At 35.7% G+C, this 24,270-nt stretch carries 21 protein-coding genes and 1 other annotated feature; of the genes, 4 read left to right on the top strand and 17 right to left on the bottom strand.

Going from position 1 to position 24,270, the window contains the following annotated elements; all coding sequences use genetic code 11:
* Positions 1–55: 55 nt before the first annotated feature.
* The 13 genes from CKJ95_RS04040 to CKJ95_RS03980 all read right to left on the bottom strand — a co-directional run bounded on the left by CKJ95_RS04040 (position 56) and on the right by CKJ95_RS03980 (position 13,893).
* Complete coding sequence (locus CKJ95_RS04040) at positions 56–622, bottom strand: Maf family protein (protein ID WP_099352116.1); 567 nt, start codon at positions 620–622, stop codon at positions 56–58.
* A gap of 213 nt (positions 623–835) precedes the next feature.
* Positions 836–1,918 carry a hypothetical protein gene (locus tag CKJ95_RS04035; RefSeq protein WP_142353919.1) on the bottom strand — a complete coding sequence of 361 codons (1,083 nt, stop codon included), beginning with the start codon at positions 1,916–1,918 and terminating at the stop codon, positions 836–838.
* Between the two features lie 182 nt (positions 1,919–2,100).
* The gene (locus CKJ95_RS04030) at positions 2,101–2,919 is read right to left on the bottom strand and encodes a PRC-barrel domain-containing protein (protein WP_099352114.1); all 819 of its coding nucleotides are present in this window, start codon (positions 2,917–2,919) and stop codon (positions 2,101–2,103) included.
* Positions 2,920–2,983: 64 nt separating this feature from the next.
* Complete coding sequence (locus CKJ95_RS04025; protein WP_099352113.1) at positions 2,984–4,441, bottom strand: hypothetical protein; 1,458 nt, start codon at positions 4,439–4,441, stop codon at positions 2,984–2,986.
* A gap of 232 nt (positions 4,442–4,673) precedes the next feature.
* Positions 4,674–5,537: a hypothetical protein gene (locus CKJ95_RS04020; protein WP_099352112.1), complete on the bottom strand. Its 864-nt coding sequence runs from the start codon at positions 5,535–5,537 to the stop codon at positions 4,674–4,676.
* Position 5,538: 1 nt separating this feature from the next.
* Complete coding sequence (locus tag CKJ95_RS04015) at positions 5,539–6,243, bottom strand: PilN domain-containing protein (protein ID WP_099352111.1); 705 nt, start codon at positions 6,241–6,243, stop codon at positions 5,539–5,541.
* Entirely contained in the window at positions 6,244–7,218 is a 975-nt protein-coding gene (gene pilM / locus CKJ95_RS04010) for a type IV pilus biogenesis protein PilM (protein WP_099352110.1), read from the bottom strand.
* Positions 7,219–7,243: 25 nt separating this feature from the next.
* The gene (locus CKJ95_RS04005; protein ID WP_099352109.1) at positions 7,244–8,002 is read right to left on the bottom strand and encodes a prepilin peptidase; all 759 of its coding nucleotides are present in this window, start codon (positions 8,000–8,002) and stop codon (positions 7,244–7,246) included.
* Between the two features lie 56 nt (positions 8,003–8,058).
* Positions 8,059–8,532, bottom strand: coding sequence for a prepilin-type N-terminal cleavage/methylation domain-containing protein (locus CKJ95_RS04000; protein WP_099352108.1), 474 nt, complete (start codon positions 8,530–8,532; stop codon positions 8,059–8,061).
* A gap of 141 nt (positions 8,533–8,673) precedes the next feature.
* Positions 8,674–9,876, bottom strand: a complete 1,203-nt coding sequence (locus CKJ95_RS03995; protein WP_099352107.1) for a type II secretion system F family protein — start codon at positions 9,874–9,876, stop codon at positions 8,674–8,676.
* A gap of 2 nt (positions 9,877–9,878) precedes the next feature.
* Entirely contained in the window at positions 9,879–10,919 is a 1,041-nt protein-coding gene (locus tag CKJ95_RS03990) for a type IV pilus twitching motility protein PilT (protein ID WP_099352106.1), read from the bottom strand.
* A gap of 13 nt (positions 10,920–10,932) precedes the next feature.
* A complete protein-coding gene (locus tag CKJ95_RS03985; RefSeq protein ID WP_099352105.1) occupies positions 10,933–12,585 on the bottom strand; it encodes a GspE/PulE family protein in 1,653 nt (550 codons plus the stop codon).
* Positions 12,586–12,609: 24 nt separating this feature from the next.
* Positions 12,610–13,893 (bottom strand): G5 domain-containing protein, encoded by a 1,284-nt coding sequence (locus CKJ95_RS03980; protein WP_180271400.1) that lies wholly within the window; start codon positions 13,891–13,893, stop codon positions 12,610–12,612.
* Positions 13,894–14,245: 352 nt separating this feature from the next.
* Between CKJ95_RS03980 and CKJ95_RS03975 the strand changes: the two genes are divergently transcribed.
* The 3 genes from CKJ95_RS03975 to CKJ95_RS03965 are packed head-to-tail and all read left to right on the top strand — an operon-like array spanning position 14,246 to position 17,047.
* Positions 14,246–15,451 carry a prepilin-type N-terminal cleavage/methylation domain-containing protein gene (locus CKJ95_RS03975; protein ID WP_180271399.1) on the top strand — a complete coding sequence of 402 codons (1,206 nt, stop codon included), beginning with the start codon at positions 14,246–14,248 and terminating at the stop codon, positions 15,449–15,451.
* Between the two features lie 11 nt (positions 15,452–15,462).
* Positions 15,463–15,915: a prepilin-type N-terminal cleavage/methylation domain-containing protein gene (locus CKJ95_RS03970; RefSeq protein WP_099352102.1), complete on the top strand. Its 453-nt coding sequence runs from the start codon at positions 15,463–15,465 to the stop codon at positions 15,913–15,915.
* Between the two features lie 16 nt (positions 15,916–15,931).
* Positions 15,932–17,047, top strand: a complete 1,116-nt coding sequence (locus CKJ95_RS03965; protein WP_099352101.1) for a hypothetical protein — start codon at positions 15,932–15,934, stop codon at positions 17,045–17,047.
* 59 nt (positions 17,048–17,106) lie between these two features.
* Here CKJ95_RS03965 and CKJ95_RS03960 read toward each other — a convergent pair whose 3' ends face one another.
* Together CKJ95_RS03960 and CKJ95_RS03955 are read right to left on the bottom strand one after the other, a co-directional pair.
* A complete protein-coding gene (locus CKJ95_RS03960; RefSeq protein WP_099352100.1) occupies positions 17,107–18,411 on the bottom strand; it encodes a bifunctional folylpolyglutamate synthase/dihydrofolate synthase in 1,305 nt (434 codons plus the stop codon).
* A gap of 79 nt (positions 18,412–18,490) precedes the next feature.
* The gene (locus CKJ95_RS03955; protein ID WP_099352099.1) at positions 18,491–21,133 is read right to left on the bottom strand and encodes a valine--tRNA ligase; all 2,643 of its coding nucleotides are present in this window, start codon (positions 21,131–21,133) and stop codon (positions 18,491–18,493) included.
* A 57-nt stretch (positions 21,134–21,190) separates the two neighbouring features.
* Positions 21,191–21,417, bottom strand: a binding site (T-box leader).
* A 214-nt stretch (positions 21,418–21,631) separates the two neighbouring features.
* Here CKJ95_RS03955 and CKJ95_RS03950 point away from each other — a divergent pair.
* Positions 21,632–21,826, top strand: coding sequence for a hypothetical protein (locus CKJ95_RS03950; RefSeq protein ID WP_099352098.1), 195 nt, complete (start codon positions 21,632–21,634; stop codon positions 21,824–21,826).
* A 13-nt stretch (positions 21,827–21,839) separates the two neighbouring features.
* Here the strand turns inward: CKJ95_RS03950 and ysxE are convergent, their stop codons facing one another.
* Both ysxE and spoVID read right to left on the bottom strand, forming a co-directional pair.
* On the bottom strand, positions 21,840–22,883 hold the full coding sequence (gene ysxE, locus CKJ95_RS03945) for a spore coat protein YsxE (protein WP_142353918.1): 1,044 nt from the start codon (positions 22,881–22,883) through the stop codon (positions 21,840–21,842).
* A gap of 87 nt (positions 22,884–22,970) precedes the next feature.
* A complete protein-coding gene (spoVID, locus tag CKJ95_RS03940) occupies positions 22,971–24,182 on the bottom strand; it encodes a stage VI sporulation protein D (protein ID WP_180271398.1) in 1,212 nt (403 codons plus the stop codon).
* Positions 24,183–24,270: the final 88 nt, after the last annotated feature.

The raw sequence follows: 24,270 nt of genomic DNA, 5'->3' as shown, positions 1-24,270 counted from the left end.
TATCGTACCATGAAAAGCAACGTATAGAGTTTTCTTTACGCAAACTTTACAAATTTTAGCATTGAAAACCTAGATCTCTTAATTCACGTAGGGTTCTTGATAAAGGCAATCCTACTACAGAAAAATAGTCCCCTTTAATATGTTTTACGAGTGCAGATCCAAGTCCTTGAATTCCATATGAACCTGCTTTATCCTTTGGTTCGCCTGAAGCAACATATGTCTCTATTTCCTCATCCGTTAGGTCCCAAAACGTTACTTCTGTTCTTTCGAAGAATATTTTTTGGGTGTCCTTAAAAAGGATCGCAACTCCTGTTACGACTTCATGTGTTTGATTTGAAAGTGTTTTTAAAACATCGATTGATTCCTGTTCGTTTTTAGGTTTACCTAAAAATTGGTTTTGAAACACAACAGCTGTATCCGCTGCAAGTATATAGGAATCAGGGAATTGCTCCAGGATCGCCTTTGCTTTATTTAAGGCAATGGTCATGGCTTTTTCTTCAGGAGTGAGTGTTTCGTCAATGGATTCATCAATATTACTGACGGAAACATCGAAGGAAAGTTTCACATTTCTAAGAAGTTCTTTTCGTCGTGGAGAACCAGAGGCTAAAACGAGGTGTTGCATGATTAATTCACCCTTTATCTTTATCAGAATGGAAGATACCTGTTTATCGTAACAAACAATGCCTGACTCTACAATTATGAAAAATTGAATTTTGTCGATATTTTATCGTTTGTAAAAAATTATCTATTTATGTAAAACCATACAAACTCAATCCATAAAGAAGGAAAGGAGTTCATTTCTCCTTTCCCAGTCCATTGTAAAATTTAATTTTGACTAACTTAGCTCAGAAACCCAAACGGTGTAGGCTTGGTACGCATTTAATAATGATTGCTGTGATTGCCATAATGATTTCTCGTCGCCACCATTTTTAAAGGATTGTAGCTGAGTAAAGGCAGACTCGATATACGCATTGAATTCTTTAAGCTGTGCATGTAAGTTGTCTTTTTTTATTTCCTTAACTGCCGTTATTTGTTTTGATAGATTCTCTAATTTTCCGTTATCAATCGCACCTGTACCGATGGCTTGGGATGATAGAGTTAATAACTCCTTATATACTGGTAGACTTAGTTTGATTGCCTCTGAGTCCATTTTTCCTGCATTTGAATAAGACCCGCCCGGCACCTCAAATGTTTTCGTAAAAAACTCTGGGAAGGCTTCTTCGTATTTGGCCTTAATACCCCCAACTGAGCCTTGTTCAGAGCCGATGCCAGCTATAACGTAGAAAGCACCATCCATTGCAACAGTAGTTGCAGCAAAACCTTTACCTTTGATATCACTCACTGTTGTATTTGCAGATTCAGCAGTTGAAAACTTACCACCTTGAACGATCCCAGTTGATAGAGTCTCTAAATCAATAGCAACCTGACTACTTGCAGGAGGGTCTTCTTGTTTCCCAGTTGGAGCAGGATTGCCGTTCGTAACTTGTGTTGTATTGTCGTTTTCTGCTGGCCCAGCATTCACATCTTCTACAACTTTTAAAATCATAAATCCAAATCCTGTGCCAAGAACAATGGCTAAAGCAATTGAAATCACAAATTGTTTTAAGGAAAATACTTGTATTCCTTTACTCTTTTTTGGTAAATAAGGAATTTTACTAGGACCATTGGTATGACGTAAATCTTCAATTGGAATCACAGGAATCTCTTTTTCCTTTGTCTTTTGATTCCTCAAGTTTTCATCTGGTAGAACCCAGCTAAAATCATCCTCTTCTTCCTCTTGTGCAGCTGCAACCTCCTCATTTTCAACTATAATAAGAGGTTTTTCCTTTTCGACAAATTCTGTTTTCTCTTTCTTTTCCTTCTGAACCTTTGGCTCCTTGCCATTAATTTTAATAGAAATCCGATTCTGCTTGTCCATTTTTTCACCACCCATTTAAGGAAACGCCTACTTTTTTTTCAATGCTACCATACCTATAAAAAAAAAGAACAAGACATTTGTCGTCTTGTTACTAGAGGTTTTCGTCAAATTGTTACAAATGATAACAATTGGTGGGTTTTCATAAGTCCATATAAAGTAAAAAAACCCACTAAATCGTGGGTTTATTGTTCAACGTTCATTGATAATTCTACAAAAACACTTGGACCCAAGTCTTGAGCCTTTATAATATCATCTACTGATAAATGAGTTCCAGCAGGTATTAAAACATTACCTTCATTGTCCAAAATGTCTTTTGTGACTACTTTACCATACAGAAGATCAACTTGTTTTAGGCGCAGTGCTTTTGCTTCTGCTTCTCCATGTTTATCTATTGATGCATTAATTTCATCAAATGGGCTCTGTTCTTCCGTAGATGATGCTGGTAAAACTTTTTCAATTAATTCTTCAGTTGTTTCATCTTGTGTCGATTCCTGTATTGGATTTTCTAAATACTCTACTGAATCGAGGAACTTAGATGATGCATCTTCTGCCACAATGATAATGTCTTTACCATATGTAAGAACAGAATCAGATGCAAGAGCTACCTCATTTCCAGAAACATTTAATAATGTTCCTAAAAGGTTTCCTGTTTCATCGTCAATATAATATTCAAGGACTTCCCCTAATAATTGTCCTTTTCTTGTCATAACTTTTGTATTCGTAATTTTGATTTTCTTATTTACAAGCGAATTCGCAATTGGGATTTCATTTAGATCGATAACAGAGCCTTCACTTTCAATTGTAACAGCATACTCACCAATTCCAACAACCCTTTTGAACGGAATAGCCTTCACACTTACTTGCCAATCTTCATGTTCAATAGTAAGAAAGTCCACTGAACCTTTTTCAGGATTTATCACTAAAGATTTTACCTTTCCAATTTCAATACCATCTATAATACTAATGATTGGTAGACCAACGATTTCAACACTCTTCTTCATTATATTCACCACACCTAGTTATTTTTTCATGCGTCTTTTTTCATTCATTTTACCATGCATTTAACTATTTAACGCCAATTTGACAATATTCTTCTAGCAGAAAGTCCATTTCCGTTGCAATTATCGGATACTTTGTAAATCTTTCTCTATAATCCGAAAGTAGGTTATACAATTTCTCATATTTTTCTTCTCTAAGATAATGTTCAATCAATAAGCTTATAAACGTATAACAATCTGTGTCACTCAATTGAGGGTGTAAATGCTTTATTACCATTTCTTCATATCGTTCAGAAGGCAATTGCTTTTGTAGTAGTCGTAACTGCGATACCATTGTTTGTAATACATCTTTTTGAAGTTGCTGTCTAGTTTCTGTATATTCGTTAGAGATATTTACTTCATCAATCATATCTGACGGCTCTTTTTCGTCTTCGATGATCATATCGGTTTGACGACTAATGTTATTTTCCATTAATGCATTTTCTTCCATTATTTCAACTTGCTTTAAAGAGGATATTTCCTCTATATCAGTTGATTGAATTGACTCATTATTTAATTCGTTCTTATCTCCAACATTCTCTTCTTCAAGTTTCTTTAAGGTATTGTTTTGTACATTATCTATCTCTTCTATTTCGTTAATTAATTCATCTAGAATTGAGAGGTTATTGTCATATAAAGATTCTGAATAGATGTCTTCAACCTCTGTAACTGCTATTTCCTCTAAAGTGATATCCTTAACGGAAGCTTCATTTTCATATTCTTCAGTCTGTAAATCATTATCTTCTACGATAATGTATGTTGGAGCACTTTCATTCATTTGTATAGGTAATTCTTCTAAACCAACGTCAGTAATAGAAGGTTCACTATCATAATCATTTATCTGTAATTCATTATCATCATCAACAGTTAATGTTGATGGTGTTCCGTCCTCTTGTATAGGCAAATTCTCTAAAGTTTCTATAGTACCTACATCTTCTATCTGTTCATACTCCATAAGAACAGATTGAGGATTCAATTTTTCGTTATCGGTCTGGGTCTTTAATTCAGCTACTAAATATTCATATTCATCTACATCACTGAGTGTAATTGCATGTTCTTCAGATTGATCATTATTTATTAATCCAAGGTCTTGATTCTTGTTTTCGGAATTAGTATTTTGATTTGTACGCTTCTCATTATTTTCTATAGGAGCTTTGTCATTGAAATGTATTACCTCTTCGAATTGATCTGTAACTTCAAATTTAATTACCTTTTCTGTTTGTTTTACTTTAGGCTGTTTCTTTTTAAACAAATTAATACCGTACCTCTTTTCAACTATAAATGATACTAAAAATAGTAACAAAACAATGATGATAACGGTTTTCCATAAAGAAAGAAATGATTCTAAGAGGATACTAAGAAGTCCGAAGACAAATGTAATTCCGAGAACCAGATATTTCCCTAATTTCGAAAGTCCTGTAGGCAATAAAAGTATCATTGGGATTACCAAAAAAACAGCAATTAGGGCAAAAATATATAGTTCCAACTTCTCACCTCTTTCAAAAGAGATTCTACATAATATAGTTCCATTCTACTAATTTAGACAAAATCAGACTCTATCATTGTATAATAAACTCGAATATTTTAAAAGAAGAGTATGAAAGGAATTCAAAGTAAGTTTTTACAACTTTTATCAAGTACTTTCTTCCTAGTAGAAAGGATCCTGTACATTCCATAAAAAAACGAGACAAATATTGTCCCGAAAACTCACTTATACACTATTCACTTGCTTTTTCTTTATCCTCATCTACTCCAATGGTTAACGGATTATTTTTGTTACTACGTTCAGGGAAGTTAACTTTTGGTGCATCTTTTGCAAACTCTGTGAAAATCGGCATATAGAAGGTTGAAATTGTAACTGTATAAACTAACGGAACAGGTTCATTTTCAACTATTGTCAACTCAGGTTGACCCGTAAAGTTAATGGAATCTACCTTTGTAATTCTTGTTTGATGCTCAACAACTGATAAGAATTTTTCAAGTTCATAATAGCTTGGAGATTCAACCGTTAATGAAACTGTAATTTGTTTTAATCCATTGATTAAGTCAGGATTCAACTCAATTATTGCAGGTTGTTCAGTCGATTCAGATGGTGCAGACTGTTGATTCTCTCCATTACTTTCATCAGTTTCAGGAGGATGATTGTCAGTACCAGGAGATGCAGTCGATTCTACTTTAGCAGAATCTTCAGTTGCTGTTTCACCATTTTGTTGAGCCCCTTGTTCAGCATCAGTTTCAGAAGCAATTGTTAATGGATTTTCACTGTAACTCATACTAATAATTTTACTTTCAGAAGTAGTTTCCGCCTTTTCCAATTCAAGTAGGAGCTGTTCTATTAAAGGAATGACCGGTATCTTTTTTTGTAATTCCGTTGAACTAATAACCGGTGCAGTAGAATTTTGTTTTTTGTCCAAGACGATGTCTAAAAGCTTTTGTTCTGTTTCTAAGCTAGTTTGTTTTTGATCTACACGTGTTTGAAGGGGGGTAACCATTACAAAATACCAGAGATATAACCCTCCACCAATAACAATAAGACTAAGAAACAAAACCAGAAGTTGCTTCTTGGTAAATCGGAGAGTCATGTTACTTTCCCTCCTTCTGTAATTTTTTTAGGGCATCCTTATTAACTTTCAGCTCAAACTGTGCTAAGTAACGGGGGATTGTAACCTCTGTTTCCTTTTTTCTACTTTCGGAAATCACTGTTTCTCTTGAAGTTATTTCTGAACTTTCTTCCTCAGAAGCGTCAGCGTCTTGTTGTTCATTTTGTCCTACAGTAGCTATTGCTGTTTCTGTAATTCCCTCTTCCATAGTTGGAGCCGTCGTCACCGAATGTAATTTTGTTTCAACAATATATTCTGATTCATTTAATGCAGCAAGATAATGTGCAATTTCAGGATTCGTATCAAATTGAACAACTAAAGATACAATCCCGTCCTCAACATAGGAAAAAGCTTGGATAAATCCACGTTCAGGTAATAAACTAGATAAATGATTTAGTAGTGGGACGGTCTCAACAAAGTATTCATTTGCCCAATTCACAGTCTTCTCTAGCTTTAATATATTTGTAGATTCTTGATCAGTTGAAAACTTCATTTCGACTGCGGCACGCTGTTCCTGAAGTGAAGTAATCTGTGAATTTAGTTGCTCTTCAGTTTCTACTGTATTCTTATAAATGGAATATACAGCAGTAGCTCCTCCTACCCCAACAAATAAGATTAGGACCACAATAAGAAAAATCGCTCTATTTTTATATTCTTTTCTGGGTAATAAATTAATTTCAACTAACATTTATTGCACCTCTTTAAGTGCTAAGCCCAAAGGAAGAAAATAACTAGCTGGCAACTTTTCTAATTCACCAATGGTAGTAACGGGTAATTCGTACCGGTCTTCTAACATGGAAACAAGAACTTGCAAATAAGGATGATCTCCACTAATAAATATGTTTGTAACCTGTTCTTTCCCGTGTGTAACTGTAAAATGATAGAAATTTAATACATGTTCAATTTCTTTTAATAATTCATCAACGATTACATCAACCTCATATTGTGTATTCGACCAGACCAACTTTGAAGTGGAGTTTGTTCGATTCGGTTGTATATCCCAATCTTCGACGGATGTATCCAAATCGAGATGTCTCATAAACAGTGGAATATGCTTATGAAATATACTTAAATTAAGTGATTGCAGGTCAAATTGAAGAAGAAGTGTGTGATTCTCACTCAATGTTTCATTACAAAAATCAAATAAACGATATAAGCATAATGGTGAGATATCAGCTGCAACAGGCTTTAATCCTACATCTTCTAAAAGCGATGCGTAGTCTCTTGATATCTCCTCAGGTGCAGCAATCATTAGAATTTCTTTTTTATCCTCTTCTTCTGACAGCTTATTAAAATCAATAATTGGTTCATCAAATGGTAGATGAATTGTCGATCCAAGTTCCAAGTATAGATAGCCATTAATTTCATCATCCTTAACTTCAATCGGGATGGATGTTTTTCTGATTACCACAAAGGAATCTGGAATGATAAAACGAACTTCTGCTTTCTTTAAGCCCCAGTCTGTAATGCATTCGTCTAAGATAAGGTGTAATGTATCTCTTTCAATAATTCTACCTTCCTGAATAATGCCTATAGGTAAATACCGTTCTCGAAAATCAGTAACAGTTAAAGGAGTTGAATTCTTTACGCCAATATAACGAATTACATGGTCTTTTATGATTATGTTTGCAATTTGCTTAGATGAAAATAGTGAAAAAGCCATTTTGAATTCCCCTTATTGAAGTAAATTACGAAACAATTAATTGGATATACCATCCTATAAAATCATTACCAAAAAAATACGCTACTAAAGTACCAACTACAATAGCTGGTCCAAACGGCATTGGCTTGCCTTTTTTTACTTTCCCGATAACCATTCCGAGCAAACCAAATAGAGTGCCAACAATGGTTGCAAAGAAGAAGGATAGTAGCACAAGCTTCCAGCCTAGTACAATTCCTAGGACTGCATAGAGCTTAATATCTCCTCCACCCATTCCACCTTTACTAACAACAGCTATTAGTAGAAGGAGAAGGAATCCAACCACACTACCAAGTAGCATGTCCCACCAGGGATCAAGAGGAACGATTATACGCTCAATTAGTAATAGTGGTGCAAAAAACAATAAAATTTTGTCAGGTATAATCATATAAGCAATGTCTGAAACGAAAACAATCATCAATAACGAAATCAATGTCCAAGCTACTATCAATTCCTTTGACCATCCCACCAGGAATGGCGAAATCGTAAAAAGAATTGCAGTTGCCATCTCAACTGAAGGATATATTGGAGAGATTTTGTTTCCACAGTTTCGACATGCTCCCTTTTGGAAGAGATAGGAGAGAACTGGGATAAGTTCTTTAGCAGTAAGCTGGTGATGACATTTTGGACATGCAGAACGAGGATGAATAATAGAATCACTTTTTGGAATACGAAGTCCCACTACGTTGTAGAAAGAACCTAGTAATAACCCAATTACAAATGTATAAATTAAAAAAATATATAACATTTTATCTATCCTTACTAATAAGTGCAGCCTCGAGGGCTACACTTATGTTATATTATCTACTTTTTTGTTACAGTTCCAATTCTGTCATCATTAGTTGTTTCAAAGAAATCTTCTAATTGCAAGTCTTTTTTAGTAATACCATTTGCTGTATATTCAGTACCATTAACTGACGCAACAAAATTTATTGTTTCTACTTTTCCATCAACGATTTTAACACTATATGATGTAAGTGATGTTTCATCATTTATAAAGGCCTCTAAGTCATTAACTGTTGTAGTAGTACCATCTGCTGCTTCACTTTTACTAAAGTCAAATGATGCATCATCAGGAACTCCCTGACTCGCTAACGCAAGATTTGATGACTCTAAAACTTGTAAAGCATCCGCCTTAACTGCATCTAACTTTGTATTGTTTATAACATTCCCAATAGCTGGCACTGCAATCGCTGCAATAATCCCTAAAATCACAATTACTGCAAGCAACTCAATCAAAGTCAAACCCTTTTGATTTTTTAAAACCTTCTTAAACATCTTTTCCCCTTCTTTCCACCTAATAGATTAATAGTTTTAGTTCAATAGTCCCGAAACTACTATCATTATACTGTATTTATTTGTAGTTTACACTACTTTTTTACCGTAAATTGTAACTATATGTCAAAATACCTGAAAATGTTATATTTGATTAAATATGTCAAACATAGGAACCATAATTGCTGTTACAATTGTTCCAACAATCCCAGCTAAAAATACGATCATTATCGGTTCTATTAAGGATTTCAGTTGGTCTGTTGTATTTTCAACATCTTCCTCATAGAAACTTGCAACCTTCCCTAGCATTTCATCTAGAGAACCAGTGTTTTCGCCAATTATAATCATCTGTGTAATGAGAGGCGGAAACGCCCAATGATTTTTCATTGGTTCGGTTAATGAGCGACCTTTTTCAAGTGAAATTCTTGATTCCTTGATTACCTTAGAAATGACTTCATTTTCTACAATCGTTTCTACTACTACAAGCGCCTGTAAAATCGGAACAGAACTACTCAAAAGTGAACTAAGCGTTCTCGTCATCCTTGCTAATGCTGCCTTTTGTAGTAACTTTCCAAAAAGAGGTATTCTCAACATCAGATAATCCCAATAATATTTCGTTTGCTCTTTCGATTGCATGAATAATATCCCTAAATAAACTGATATAAATACAAGGACAATAACCCACCAAAATGACTGCATAAATTCACTTGCACCTAGCACAAATTTTGTAATGGCAGGTAAATCTGCACCGAAATCCGAAAACATACTTACAAAGGTCGGAACAACTGATACTAATAAGAAAATAACAACAGCTACAGCAATCACACCTATAATTGCCGGATATGCCATTGCTGATTTTACCTTTTGTCTTAATTTATGCTGTTTTTCAAAATGCACAGCTAGTCGTTCAAGGGTTTCGTCTAACGTCCCCCCAACTTCTCCCACCTTGACCATATTAATAAATAAGGTTGAGAATATTTTTTTATGTTTTGCAGTTGCTGCTGATAGTGAATTTCCATCTCTTAAGTCTAGTTCGACCTCAACAAGTGCTCGTTTAAGAGCCTTACTGCTTGTTTGGCTTGCTAATATACTCATTGAATCAACTATTGTTATTCCTGCCTTAATTAATGTAGCAAACTGTCGCAAGAAAATGGTAAAGTCTCGAAGCTTTACAGGGTTTCCTAACGATATATCTTTAGTAAGTAGTGTTTCAGGTACCTCATCAATTTGAATGACGCGGATACCGGATTCACGAAGCTTTGAAACCGCCTCATGTTTAGACTTTGCAGAAATGCTACCTGACTTTTTACCCTTAGTATCTCTTCCTTGATATTTAAACCTTGCCATGTTTAATCAACCTTTTCTTGTATATATGGTTGGGCAACTTCCTTCGAAATAACACCAGAGTTAACCTTTTCAAGTAAATCACTTTCAAAGGTATGCATTCCTTCCACACGGCTAGTCTGCATGATATTTTTAATCTGATGGTTCTTTTCATTTCGTATTAAATTTGCTACAGCTGAATTATTAATAAGAATTTCTGTAACAGCCCTTCTACCAGACTTATCAATCGTTGGGAATAATCTTTGGGAAATTACTGAAACAAGCACAGATGCCAATTGTATCCGAATTTGTGCCTGCTGTGATACAGGAAACACATCAATAATCCGATCAATCGTTGATGGTGCACTTGATGTATGCAGGGTACCTAATACTAAATGCCCCGTTTCCGCTGCTGTTATTGCTGTTGAGATTGTCTCCAAGTCTCGCATTTCCCCTACTAGAATAACGTCCGGATCCTGCCGAAGTGCAGCACGTAATCCATTTGTGAAGTTTTTTGTATCAAAGCCAACCTCTCGTTGGTCAATAATGCTATTGCCGTGCTTATGCAAGTATTCAATTGGGTCTTCTAATGTTATAACATGCTTACTCATCGTTTGATTCATATGATGGATCATGGCTGCCATCGTTGATGATTTACCACTTCCAGTTGGTCCTGTCACTAGAACAAGACCATGGGGCTTTTCTGATACTTTTTTTAAGATTTGCGGTAAATACAAATCCTCAATTGTAGGAATATGTGAAGGAATCACACGAAAGGCCATGGCAATAACTGCACGTTGGCGATAGATATTCACACGGAATCGCGATACTGCAGGAATTCCATATGAAAAATCAAGCTCCCCTTTTTCAAGAAATATATCCCACAAATCCTCTGGAACAATGCTTTTTGCCATTTCTTCAATTATTGGAGGCTTCAATATTTCTTTTCCGTACCTTTTCAGGTTTCCATGTATTCGAAAAATAGGGGGTACCCCTGCGGTTATATGAATATCAGAAGCTTTTAATTCATGTGCTGAACGTAATATAAAATCAATTCTATCCTTCATTCCTCATCACATCCTAGTCAGCTATAGAAACTCTTAAAATTTCTTCTGTTGTTGTTATCCCTTGTCTTACCTTTAATAAACCATCATCAAGTAGGAAGATTGTTTTATTTTTCACTGCAATTTCTCTAAGTTTCGTTAAATTTTCACCATTCATAATAACCTTTCGCATTTCGTCATCAAGTTCAAGTAACTCATGAATGGCGACTCGACCTTTATAACCCGTCATATTGCACATACCGCAGCCCTTACCACGTATCACCTTATCAATTTTGATACCTCTTTTTGAGAAGATTTCTATTTCTCGCTTTGTAGGTTCATGTGCTACACTACAGTCCCTGCAGACACGGCGAACCAGTCTTTGTGCAACAACCCCCGTTAAGGAGGAAGCCACAAGAAACGGCTCTACTCCCATATCTATCAATCTTGTAATTGTACCTAATGAATCATTTGTATGAAGGGTACTTAATACAAGGTGCCCAGTTAACGATGCTCTAATAGCGACCTCGGCCGTTTCTTTGTCACGAATCTCCCCCACCATGATAATATTAGGGTCCTGACGTAATATTGCTCGAAGACCAGTCGCAAAGGTCATTCCAGTATTTGAATTCACCTGGATCTGATTAATTCCATCTAACTGATATTCAACCGGGTCCTCAATTGTAATGATATTAACATCCTCAGAGTTTAATTTGTTTAAAGCTGCATAGAGAGTTGATGATTTTCCTGACCCAGTTGGTCCTGTTATCAGAACAATACCTGTCGGGCGTTCAATTAAACTTGAGAAACGTTGTAAATTCACCTTATTAAAACCTAATTGATTCAAATCATTCAACGCATTACTTAAATCTAGTACACGCATTACAATCTTCTCACCATATACGGTTGGTAATGTGGAAACACGGAGGTCCACTGGATGGAAATCAAGATTTATTTTAATACGGCCGTCTTGTGGTATTCGACTCTCTGTAATGTCTAAATTACTCATTATTTTTATTCTTGCCGTTAAGATACCTTGCATGTTTTTGGGTAGTGAACGCTCAGTACGTAATAATCCGTCTACCCTATACCTTAGTAAAACTTTTGTTTCCTGCGGATCTAAATGAATATCACTCGCCCGCTGTTGAACAGCATTTTGGAGGATTTGATTTACTAGTTTTACTACAGGAGAATCAGTATTTGTGACACGTTCCTCTTCTATTTCCTCAACAGGATCAATTTCAATTTCAATCCCATCACCTAAGTCATAGAATTTTGTAATTGCCCTAACGATTTCATCTTTTGTTGCAATTGCAGTTTCGATTTGAAAGCCTGTTTTTAACCGTAGATCCTCAATTGCAAAAAAGTCCATTGGATCAACCATTGCAACAAATAGCTTGTCCCCTTCCCTTTTAAGAGGCATAAGTTTATAGCGTGACGCTAATTGTTTGGGAACAATTGAAGTTACACTAGGATCAATTGGGTACCGGAACAAGCTAACATGGGGTATCCCTAATTGAAACTCTAATACCTCTATTAACTGTTGTTCTGTTAAAAATCCTTTTTGTAACAATACATCCCCAATTTTTTGTGAATCCGTTTTATCCCTTAATGCTTCTTGAAGCTGTGTTTCCGTTATTAAGCCAGTCTCCACTAATAAGTCACCAATTTTTTTCCTAACCTTTTTCATGGGACATCACCCCTTTATTAGGATTTATTTTTCTGTAAATTCTTCATTCCAAAGAGACTCTTCTTCTACTACATCGTCATCGTTCAATTCTATTTCTTCCTGCTCCACTTCCACATTTCCCACGTTACTTTCGTCATTTATTGATTCTGGAACGGATGGAATAAGCTGAGAAATGTCGATTAAACCATGGACTTCTATACGATGTACGGGCCTATAATAATCCTCTGAAAGTTTAACTTTTTCGGGTTCTTTATCATTTACTTTACTTGTTCGATAGACAGTAATCATCTGTCCCTTTTTTCCATTTTCCTTAACTTCCACTTTTCCAGATTTAACCGTATCTGAATATTGTTTAATTGTTTTAGGATTATACACCGTTTCATCTTCCAAGCTAATTTTATATTCACCAGGAAGCTTTGCTCCAATTAATTGGAGATGTAATCCCTTTTCAATCCGAGAAAATTTCAACTTATATTGATAAGGATTAATATTATAAAAGATTAAATCCTTATTTCTTCCATACCTTGCCTCATATCCTAGTTTTGCATAAGTAGGAAGTTCACTGCTTATATGTCTCTCAATTATTTTAAAATTTGTTGGTAAAATTGCTTCATAGATTCCTGTTGCGATTATACTTAAAGTATCATCTGAAAATGTACTACCTTCAAGCTGGGACATAAATTTAGATAATGAAAAAGATTGTGCAGGTTCAATTTGAATTTCCCCTACTTCTTTTACCCATTTATAAATTCCCAAGTCGTCACTTATATTTAAAATCGTAGCTTCTGAAATGACTTCTGTTTCATCTACAATGATGTAGTTTACAAGACTAACCTCAATAGCCCCGGTGGATAGCTTACTGGCCTTCTCTTTGAGATCATTATATAAATCCTCTTGTTTAAAACTGTCTAATTTTTTTTGAGTAAGTGACTGGAGCGTATCTTCTAATCGTTGCTTATTAACTACAACTGGAAGTGGGTTCGATGAGCCACTGTTTGCTAACTTGACAACCTCTTCAATTGGAAATACAAACAATTCGTCTTTAACAATCTTTTCTTGGTCTCCGCCATTCATAATGATAACCTCTGCCGTATGATTCCATTTATTTATCTCAGTTTGAAGCCTCTGCTTCGCCTCATCCTTGGTAAGTCCAGACACATCTATCGGTCCTATCATCGTACCATCAGTGAATAATTCACCAGAAAAATAGGTTCGAAATGTACTTGCACCAACATGTGAAAACGTAAAAATAAATAAGAAGCATGCAATCATTAAAGTAAATAGTTTAACTTTAGTTTGGTATCCCAACATGTTTGCCCCTTTCTAACGGCATTATTAAATGGATTATGTAAAAATCTCCGATTCAAAAAATTTCAAATATTGTCAGTTGTCGATTTCCTATTGTAGCCATAAAATAATAGTGTCATAGATAATAATAAAATGAATTTAAAAATAAACAACTAATAAATGATTCATATTCACTAGTAAATAATACCTAATAAAAACTAATTAATAATCTACATTTTATATGAAAGTTCACACTATTAAAAGATAGATACCAATCGAAAACTGTCAAAAGATGAAATTTTTTCAAACATATATAAAATTTGTTTGAATATGTCGTATAATACTAGAAAGTAGTAAAAAAGTAGGTGAAATAGTGCAAAAGTTAGATAATCAAGGTTTTACATTAATCGAACTCCTTGCTTCGATTGTGATTATAACCATCATTCTAACCGTTTTTATGAGATTCTTTTCTCAAGCGGCTCTTTTTGCGAATGTGAATGAAGAATCGTTAACATCCTCGAATGATGCTAGAACTGTACTTACGTTAATACAAGAAAATGATCGAAAAAACTATATATTAAGAGATACATTAAATACACTAAAGCAGCCTGCAAATATTAATCTAACTGTTCCAATTACAGATGAAACCATTATTTCTATGCTTTTGTTTCCGTGGAAAGATAGTACAAGTTTAACAATTGAAGATAAAGAGTTGATAAAAAATACAGAATTAAATTTAAAAAACGGTCCTGATAATTTAATTGAGGTTGAAGTGAATATTAAATCATCGGTCGATTCTGCTAAAATCATTTCTACAACCTATGGTTTTTTAACAAATAGATATCAATATAATCTAAAAGATATACCTATCACAACAGATACTGGTACCTTCCATTTACGAACGCATGATTCACCAGAAGACATTTTTTCTCAGCCGAGTAATACTGCAATTGCTATTAAAATGAAAAATCTTGTTAGACCAGTTGGTTATTTAGCTAGTCAGACAGAGGGCGATCTTGCATTTATGGGGATAAATAACGATACTGATGAATTCTCTATTAATGCAACAGTAGAGTTTTCGTCTCAGCATCTTGACGGGGGATTTGGAATTTTAGTAGACGGAGTGTTGCAGCAACCTATACAACAATTTAAAGCTAACGAAAATGGCTATATGCTAGTTTTTAAACCTGGGAATAACCAGAGACTAGGTTCTGTTGACCTTTATTTACGTGAAAATGGCTTAAATAAATATGGTTTATCATCTCCTATAGAGACCATCCCTTTAACTAGTAACATGTTTGAAATCGGGAATGCAATATCACTACTAACAAAATTTGATGTTGAGATCACAGTTGAAAATTTGGATGGTAATTCTTCAACTAGAAGAAAGTACACAGTTGTATTAAAGCAAGGGGATACCATAATAACGAAACCTTTGGTTTTTGGAAAAGATACTCTTCATTATATTGATTTAAATAATATCTCAAATTATACAGCTAGCTCAAAATTCATTGGTATAAGACTCTGGAGCAACAGTACTGATGAAACTAAATTAAATACTCTTTCGATTTATAGATAAAGGGGATTATCATGTATAGAGAGTTCTTAAAACAAAACAAAGGAATCACATTAATTGAATTATTGGCATCTCTTGCAATCCTCACAATTTTTATAGCCCTGCTATCTGGGGTGCTTATAAATAGTATGAATTACTTTGACCTTAATAAAAAGAAAATTTCACTTAGTCAAGAAGCTAACCAAATCCTAGCGAACATTACAAATATTCATCAAGATACTGCTGAATATACACTAACAGCAATCAATTCAGGAACAGGCAATAAACAAATTAAAGTCAATGAAACTGTTATTAGCCACCCTGATTTAGATATTGAAATCCTTAATGCCGGACAAACAGATTATCAAGTTTTCCATAGTTCACTAGTTGTGGAAACAAGCAATCCGTTATTTATTGAAATAAAAATAACAGATACTGAAAACACTCAAAATAGCTTTACATTGAGAACCGTTATAAACAGATATTAAAGAGAGGTGAAATGGTATGAGTCTATTTAACCAAAAAGGGCAAACTTTAGTTGTTGTCCTATTAACCATTACCCTTATTTCTATTTTTGCATCAGTTATGACAGCACAAGCACTAAACGGATCTAAGCAGGTTGCACAAACAGAACATATGCAAAAAGCTACAGACGCTGCCGAAATGGGAATCGATTATTTTGTGGAGGATATTATTAAAAAAGTTGATTTCAGAAACAACACTTTGCATAAGAATCCTTGTGAATATATATTCGATGTGGTCACGACCCTTCCAGCTACCAATCCTTCATCCTCACAAATGATGGGTTCCGGTACTTCGTTTGTGCTAAGGGATTATCAATGTGAACAATCTAATAAAGTTTTTAGTTTTGTTAGTAAAGGAATATCAAACACTACTGAAAAGGAATTAAAAGTTTCTTTTCCGATTACCATAATACAAAACTTCCCAAACCCTCCTTCTGGATTAATAACATGTCAGAACGGTACAAATTCTCCTTGCGATTTTACGGACCATACAAAATTTAATAGCGGTGTTTACTTCCCTTCTGGTCTAGATATAAATAAAGTAAGAGGGAGTTCTACAACAGTTACAGCCTTGGATGATATATTTGTATATGGGAAAGTAAAACTAGTTGGGGAAAATAATCCGAATAATCCCTATGCCTGCCTTGAAAATAGTAATAGCCTGTGTAAAAATGGTCTAAGCGAATATGAACTATGGGTTAAAAAGGACCTTTACATTGACGGTGGAGCTGACATAGAAGGTAGTAATATTGTCGTTGAAAACCACGGTACGATATACGTAGGTAGGGACCTTCACATCAATTGGGGACTGGATGATGCAAACCATGGGGATATCATCGTAAAAAGGGATGCCTATTTCTATCAAAAAACGATACTAACTAAGCCGAATTCATTTGTTTGTGTCAAAGGTACTTTGTTTATGCCTGAAGGAAGCGATTTTAATTTAGTTAAACCCCTTGGTGGAAGAACGTGTGAGGATTTAAGAGAACTTAATGGAAGTAACAATAAAGGAATTTACGCGGATTACGTGAGTAGTTATTTTTCAAATGCCGAAGTAATCGTCAGAACTGATGAATTAGATGTCCGATATAACTAGAGGTAAAGCGGTCAACTTTTGTTGACCGCTTTTTTTCATTTTTTCTATAACTATTCTCTCTATTTTTCTGTTAGATACTGCCGAACCTCTGAAATAAAATATAATGAACCAGTGATTACTAGGACTGCATTCTTTTCCGCTGTTACTTTTTCTAAACCCGTTTTCACAGCATCCTTCCAGTTATCCACCGTTGTAATCGTTTCACCTTTCGAAGAATTTTCATATAGTTCTTTGGAGCTTGCTGCTCTCGGAAAGTCAAAGGTTGTAAATGTTAGATTATGAGCGACTGCTTCCAGTTGCCGTATCATCGTATCAAGTTTTTTATCATGTAATGCGCTAAAAATAATGTGGATTTGCTTCCCTTTTAGGTGTGCCTGGATTGTATCAACAAGACTTTTAATTCCTTCTGGATTATGAGCTCCATCTAGTATGACAAGGGGCTTTTTCGAAATCTCTTCAAAGCGACCAATCCATTTTGTTTTTTCCAATCCAGTAACAAGCTCATGTTCTTCTATTTGTACTATCCCGCTATTTTTTAAGATATTTATTGTCATTACTGCAAGACTAGCGTTTCTTACCTGATGGGTTCCCTTCATAGAAATGGTTAGATTAAGAAGGGTTTGATTATCTGCTTTTAGAGAAAATGATTCCCCATTATTGTGTTGGTGATCTAAAATAAAGAAATCCTGTCCCAATTGATACATTGGGCTATTTTCTTCCTTTGCCTTAGCATTAATAACTTCAATAGCTTCCGGTTGTTCAACTGCTGACACGACCGGAACATTTTGCTTGATGATACCCGCTTTTTCTCCGGTAATTTTTTCAATGCTATCCCCTAAAATGTTCATATGATCGAATCCAATACTCGTGATTATAGATACAAGTGGAGTTATCACATTTGTTGAGTCTAACTTGCCCCCTAGTCCAACCTCCATTATCACGAAATCTATATCCGTGTTTTGCCCGAAATAATAGAGAGCCATTGCTGTGATCACTTCAAATTCAGTTGGACCCCCAAGTTCCGTTCCTTCTAATTCATCTGCTAATGGTTTAATCACCTTTAAAAGGGAGACAATTTCTTCATTTGAAATAGGTTTTCCATTTACACTAATTCGTTCATTAAAGGTCTCAATATAAGGAGAAGTAAATGTTCCAACACTATATCCAGCTTCTTGTAACATATTGCGAATGTAGCTAACAGTTGAGCCTTTCCCGTTTGTTCCTGCAATATGAATCGTTTTTATTTTTTCTTCTGGATGACCGAGCCGTTCCATCATCCATTCCATTCGCGCAAGTCCTGGCTTCATACCAAGTCTTAACCTTCCATGAATCCATGACAAAGCGTCTTCGTACGTATGTATCATATGGGTTCCTCCATATATATTCATTCAACTTTAAAAATGAAGGAAAGACGAATCTATAGTAGATTCGCCTCTCATTCCTTTAGCCTCTTAATTCTGAAATGCGTTCACGAACTGTTTCGCGTTTTTCAAGATAATCTTTTTCTTTTGCCTGTTCCTCTTCAATTACCTTTTGAGGTGCTTTCTTCACAAAACCTTCATTGCTAAGTTTCTTCTGAACGCGTTCAACTTCTTTATCAAGTTTATCTAGTTCTTTTTCTAGACGCTTAATTTCTTCATCAATGTTGATCAGTCCTTCAAGTGGAAGGAATAATTCTGCTCCTGTTACTACTGAAGTCATAGCCTTGTCAGGAGAAGTAATTTCAGTTGCAAGTACAAGCTCACTAGGATTACAGAATTTTTCTAAGTAAGAACGATTCTTTTCTAATTGTGCAAGAACTGTTTCATCTTTCGCTTTGATATGAAGCTTGATTTGTTTGCTCATTGGTGTATTAACTTCTGCTCTGATGTTTCGAACAGAGCGGATAATATCGACCAATAGTCGCATTTCGCCTGCTGCTTGATCATCAGATAATTCACGATTCACCTCTGGCCATTTTGCTACAGTAATGGATTCGCCATGATGTGGCAAGTTTTGCCATATTTCCTCGGTAATAAACGGCATGAATGGGTGTAGCAATCTCATCGTGTTGTCTAAGACATATGCGAGAATCGATCTTGTTGTTTTCTTTGCTTGCTCATCTTCACCGTACAATGGTAGTTTCGCCATTTCAATATACCAATCACAGAATTCATCCCAAATAAAGTTATATAAAACTCTTCCAACTTCACCGAATTCATATTTATCAGCAAGCTTTGTTACTGATTCGATTGTTTCATTTAGGCGAGTTAAAATCCACTTATCCGCAACAGATTTTTCTCCACTAAAGTCAATGTCTTCGAACTTAAGGTCACCCATATTCATTAATGCAAAACGTGATGCATTCCAAATCTTATTGGCGAAGTTCCAGGTTGCTTCAACTTTTTCCATACTAAAGCGTAAATCTTGACCAGGTGAACTTCCAGTAGATAAGAAGTAACGTAATGAGTCGGCACCATATTGGGCGATTACATCCATTGGGTCTACACCATTTCCGAGTGACTTACTCATTTTACGACCTTCTGCATCACGTACCAGACCGTGAATCAGAACATCTTTAAATGGACGCTTTCCTGTAAATTCTAAACCTTGGAAAATCATTCTTGATACCCAGAAGAAGATAATATCATAGCCTGTTACAAGAGCATCTGTAGGGTAGTAGCGTTTAAAATCCGCTGCTTCCTTATCTGGCCAGCCCATTGTGGAGAATGGCCATAATGCAGAACTGAACCAAGTATCTAAAACATCATTGTCCTGTTCCCAATTTTCGATGTCACTTGGTGGCTCATGGTCAACATAAACCTCACCTGTTTCTTTATGGTACCATGCTGGAATTCGATGCCCCCACCACAATTGTCGTGAAATACACCAGTCTCGAATGTTTTCCATCCAGCGAAGATACGTTTTTTCGAAACGTTCTGGAACGAAATTTACTTTTTCCTCTTGTGATTGAAGCTTGATTGCCTCATCTGCTAATGGTTGCATTTTTACAAACCATTGTGTGGAAAGGTATGGCTCAACAACAGCCCCACTTCGTTCACTGTGACCTACTGAATGAAGATGTTCTTCAATTTTAAATAGAACGCCCTCTTTTTGAAGGTCTTTAACAATTTGTTTTCGGCATTCAAAGCGATCCATGCCTTGGTATTTACCTGCGTTTGAGTTCATGGTTCCATCTTCATTCATGACTAACACACGCTCAAGATTGTGACGATTCCCTACTTCAAAGTCATTTGGATCATGTGCAGGTGTAATTTTAACTGCACCAGAACCAAATTCCATATCTACATAATCATCAGCAACAATCGGAATTTCTCTTCCAACAATCGGCAGAATAACTGTTTTACCGATTAATTGCTTAAAGCGCTCATCTTCTGGGTGAACAGCAATTGCAGTATCACCCAGCATTGTTTCTGGTCGAGTCGTTGCAATCTCAATTACCCCGCTTCCATCTGCTAATGGATAACGCATATGGTAAAATGCACCCTGAACATCTTTGTAAATAACTTCGATGTCAGAAAGAGCTGTTTTTGTTGCTGGATCCCAGTTGATGATATATTCACCACGGTAAATTAGACCTTTTTTATATAGGGTAACGAATACTTCACGTACCGCTTTTGAAAGTCCTTCATCAAGAGTGAAACGTTCTCTGGAGTAATCAAGTCCAAGACCAAGTTTAGACCATTGTTCACGAATATGGCTCGCGTACTCTTCCTTCCACTTCCATGTCTCTTCTACAAATTTTTCACGGCCTAAATCATAGCGAGATTTTCCTTCTTCACGTAGTTTAGCCTCTACCTTTGCTTGGGTTGCGATACCAGCATGGTCCATTCCTGGTAACCATAAAACATCAAAGCCTTGCATTCGTTTAATACGAGTAAGTATATCCTGTAAGGTTGTATCCCACGCATGACCTAGATGTAACTTCCCTGTTACGTTTGGTGGTGGAATAACAATCGTATAAGGTTTTTTCTCAGCATCATCTTTTGCTTCAAAAAATTTACCTTCTAACCAATATTGATAACGTCCCGCTTCAATGGCTTGCGGATCATACTTAGTTGATAAAGTCGTTTCATTACCTTCCATTTGAGTTCCTCCTTCTGCTTGTAAACAATTTCAAATAAAAAACTCCATTCATCCTAATAAAAGGACGAATGGAGTCTATTCGCGGTACCACCTTTTTTCATAGATAAAAAACTAATCTATGCTCTCAAGAAAAGATAACGGCTTTTCACCGGCTTTTACTACTTCAGTTCATAAAAGCTACTTAAGGGCGACCTTCCATTGTAACGTTCCTAAGAAATCTCACAGCTAATGATTTCTCTCTCTGAAGGTGTTCTCAATGTACTCTTCCCTCTCATCGTATGTACTCATTATAGGTATGTAAGTTAAGTTCTTTAAAGAATTTTACTACTTCTTTTGATGAATTTCAATAGGTATTGTCAATAAGGTTAGCCAAGTTTTTTATACTTTATTCTCTTTGAGTTAATTTGTTACAAAATTTTCAATCTGAATTGACAGGAACTTTTCTGCTTTTCCAAGCATAGTTTAGTTATAGGATTTCTTTGAAGGGAGAGATAATGCATGAGAAGACGCCGTTTTAGAAAATACTCCTATCCTCATTGGCTGCGACAATGTAGAGATGTATGTCACCAATTTATCATCCCCATCACCATCGTTCAAGCTGTTCGAACAATATTTATACCAACCTCATTTGATGTGCTCTTTTTAGCCATCTTAATTTTACTTGCAGTTGCATTTCACCTCGACATGATATAAAGAATCCCATACTTTACTCCGTATGGGATTCTTCTTCTTCCTCTTGTTCTTTTCTTTTTTGTTCGGCTTCCAAAAGTTTGACTGATACAAATTCAATATTTTTAGTCAGCCAATAGGCTCGTTGTAAAACTTGGACATGCTCCCGCTCTGATTTCTTCTGATTATTATCAGTGTAATTTCGTACACATTTATAGATTGGCTCTGGGAAGGTTAAATGGCTTAGAAAGAGATAGAACTCCTCTTCGCGTAAAGGAAAACGGCTTTGATAAGATTCAAACCATTCAAGACAATCTGTACACAAAGTCGGAAAGGTCTTTAAAATTCGGAAATAGAGGCTTACTAAATCATTAGTAGGGTTTGCATATCCGGCCCTTTCAAAATTCGATAGATATCCCCTTCCGCTGTCATCATATAAAAAATGTGTATCTGAAAAATGATTAAGTGTTAATGCGGTACGGTACGTTTTTTCTTCTTTCATTAACTCATGCCATTTTTCAAGCTGTGATCTGGCAAATGAGGCTGCTAGACTTACTTCATAAAAATACGTACAGAATTGAAGCTCGAATGGAGACATATACCATTTTTGTTCGGCGGCTTCAACAAAACCTTCTAGAAACTGATTCCGTTCATCCCATTTCTTAATGATTGATTCATAATGCCCTGTAATCTCAGTTTCATCGTTCATTTGTAGCTTTCTTGCAGTTGTTAAGTGAATTCTTGCAATCTCTTTAAAAAAGGAATGATAATGTTCTCCACGGTGTGCAGTGGTCGTGGATTTTAACCAAGGCATTAGGTAGTGGAATTTATGGTTATGATAGACAAGGTATTTCCCCTCAATGGTTGAGTAAATAGGTACTGCCCTTGTATAGCCCTGTTGCAATAATTGTTGAAGGAAAGTAGGAAAGGAAGGGTTTATTTTGCTAGAAACAGATTTTAAAGCGAAAATTCCTTTGTTTGTCACAACTTTTGTCACTTTTCCGAGTTGTTCAAATGATAAGGGCTGTAGATTATATTTTTTTAAGATGGGCCCTATTTCTTTAGCATCGTTATTATCCATTGGGCCAATCACTCTCTTTCCTAACAGTTTTGGTCATTTGATTCATAAAGAAAACAGGGTGAGGTTTTCCTCACCCTATCGATGTTCTTAACTATTTGCTTGAACAGGGATGTATAAAAGCTGTCCTTCAGAGACGGAATCTGTATTTAGTGAGTTTACACGTACTAATTGTTGTACGGAGATATCATACCGTTCTGAAATCTTCTCTAACGAATCTCCGTGTTGAACAATACAAATTTTCATTGTGGTATGGTCATCTACTTCATCTCTACCAAAAATTTTGGTTAATAATAAATCATTTTCACTACGTTTTGAAGGCTCATCAGTCTTTTCTTCTCTTTGATCTTTCGCTGCTTCTTTTTCCTGAACAGCAGTTGAGCTTTTCTTATTCGGATTATCAGACCCAAAGGATAATTGATTATCATGTCTTGCCTTCACTTCGATTGAAGGAGTTAACACGGCATGAACCTCTTCTTCTTCAATCGCTTCGACAACTTCAACTTCCTCTTGTTCCTCATGTTCTTGATATACTTCTTTTCTAGCCTCTACCTCAAATGGAACAAATAAATCAGCATCCTCTTCCTCATCCTGCTGTTCACTTACAGCAATAACCTCTGCTTGTTCCTCTTTTTGTTCCTCTTCTTGAGCCTCTCTATGTAGCACCACTTCGTCTTTTTCTTGTAGCACTACCTCTACTTGCTCTTGTGGCTTTTCTTCTTCAACTTGTTCTGAAACCGCCTGAACTTCCACTTCCTCTTCTTCTTCAGGAGGAATACTTCTTACAAGCTCCAGTTCCTCTACTGCTTCTTGTTCTGCCACAACAGGGGCTTGCACCTCTTGTTTTACCGTCTCTTGAACAGCTTCCTCCTTAGGCGCCTGAGTAACACCCTGGATACCGCTAATTGCTAAATCGGCAATAATTTGTAAACAGCCACGCTTTGGAATTTCATAGTCAAACGTCTCAATTGAAACATATACATCATCGAGGCTTTGTACACGATCTTGTGGAATTGTAATATCGACTGGGAAACGATGGTTTAGTTCACTAATCCCATCTTCTCTTGTGATCACTTCATTCACAAGGCGAACCGACGCAAAATCGCGTTCTTCCTCCTCGGAATGGTTTTCATCTATACGATATTCACCTGTTAGTTGTAATGCACCGCGTATGGACACATATTGGTCATGCTCTTGAATCACAATATCTGGGTCAAGAGATATTGAGATGAGTTCTGAGACTTCCTGTCCCTTTTGAAACCAGACTGATTCCTCTACTGAAAATCGTAAGTTTTCAGACATAGCTACTCCTCCTTTCAGTCCTCTTCTATACAGATTTACTATGACATTACAATTTTTATGATAAATCATAAGCATTTATGATAATTTC

It is taken from the genome of Fredinandcohnia onubensis (genome assembly GCF_002734285.1).
Classification (GTDB): Bacteria; Bacillota; Bacilli; order Bacillales; family Bacillaceae_L; genus Ferdinandcohnia; species Ferdinandcohnia onubensis_A.
The sequence above is the reverse complement of the archived record's forward strand: the minus strand, read 5'-3'. Positions and strand labels throughout refer to the sequence as shown.

Bases quoted from the DNA above. Each gene is read 5' to 3' on its own strand.
- CKJ95_RS04040 (WP_099352116.1), bottom strand. From the start codon at position 622: ATGCAACACCTCGTTTTAGCCTCTGGTTCTCCACGACGAAAAGAACTT.
- CKJ95_RS04035 (WP_142353919.1), bottom strand. From the start codon at position 1,918: ATGGACAAGCAGAATCGGATTTCTATTAAAATTAATGGCAAGGAGCCA.
- CKJ95_RS04030 (WP_099352114.1), bottom strand. From the start codon at position 2,919: ATGAAGAAGAGTGTTGAAATCGTTGGTCTACCAATCATTAGTATTATA.
- CKJ95_RS04020 (WP_099352112.1), bottom strand. From the start codon at position 5,537: ATGACTCTCCGATTTACCAAGAAGCAACTTCTGGTTTTGTTTCTTAGT.
- CKJ95_RS04015 (WP_099352111.1), bottom strand. From the start codon at position 6,243: ATGTTAGTTGAAATTAATTTATTACCCAGAAAAGAATATAAAAATAGA.
- pilM (WP_099352110.1), bottom strand. From the start codon at position 7,218: ATGGCTTTTTCACTATTTTCATCTAAGCAAATTGCAAACATAATCATA.
- CKJ95_RS04005 (WP_099352109.1), bottom strand. From the start codon at position 8,002: ATGTTATATATTTTTTTAATTTATACATTTGTAATTGGGTTATTACTA.
- CKJ95_RS04000 (WP_099352108.1), bottom strand. From the start codon at position 8,532: ATGTTTAAGAAGGTTTTAAAAAATCAAAAGGGTTTGACTTTGATTGAG.
- CKJ95_RS03995 (WP_099352107.1), bottom strand. From the start codon at position 9,876: ATGGCAAGGTTTAAATATCAAGGAAGAGATACTAAGGGTAAAAAGTCA.
- CKJ95_RS03990 (WP_099352106.1), bottom strand. From the start codon at position 10,919: ATGAAGGATAGAATTGATTTTATATTACGTTCAGCACATGAATTAAAA.
- CKJ95_RS03985 (WP_099352105.1), bottom strand. From the start codon at position 12,585: ATGAAAAAGGTTAGGAAAAAAATTGGTGACTTATTAGTGGAGACTGGC.
- CKJ95_RS03970 (WP_099352102.1), top strand. From the start codon at position 15,463: ATGTATAGAGAGTTCTTAAAACAAAACAAAGGAATCACATTAATTGAA.
- CKJ95_RS03965 (WP_099352101.1), top strand. From the start codon at position 15,932: ATGAGTCTATTTAACCAAAAAGGGCAAACTTTAGTTGTTGTCCTATTA.
- CKJ95_RS03960 (WP_099352100.1), bottom strand. From the start codon at position 18,411: ATGATACATACGTACGAAGACGCTTTGTCATGGATTCATGGAAGGTTA.
- CKJ95_RS03955 (WP_099352099.1), bottom strand. From the start codon at position 21,133: ATGGAAGGTAATGAAACGACTTTATCAACTAAGTATGATCCGCAAGCC.
- CKJ95_RS03950 (WP_099352098.1), top strand. From the start codon at position 21,632: ATGAGAAGACGCCGTTTTAGAAAATACTCCTATCCTCATTGGCTGCGA.
- ysxE (WP_142353918.1), bottom strand. From the start codon at position 22,883: ATGGATAATAACGATGCTAAAGAAATAGGGCCCATCTTAAAAAAATAT.
- spoVID (WP_180271398.1), bottom strand. From the start codon at position 24,182: ATGTCTGAAAACTTACGATTTTCAGTAGAGGAATCAGTCTGGTTTCAA.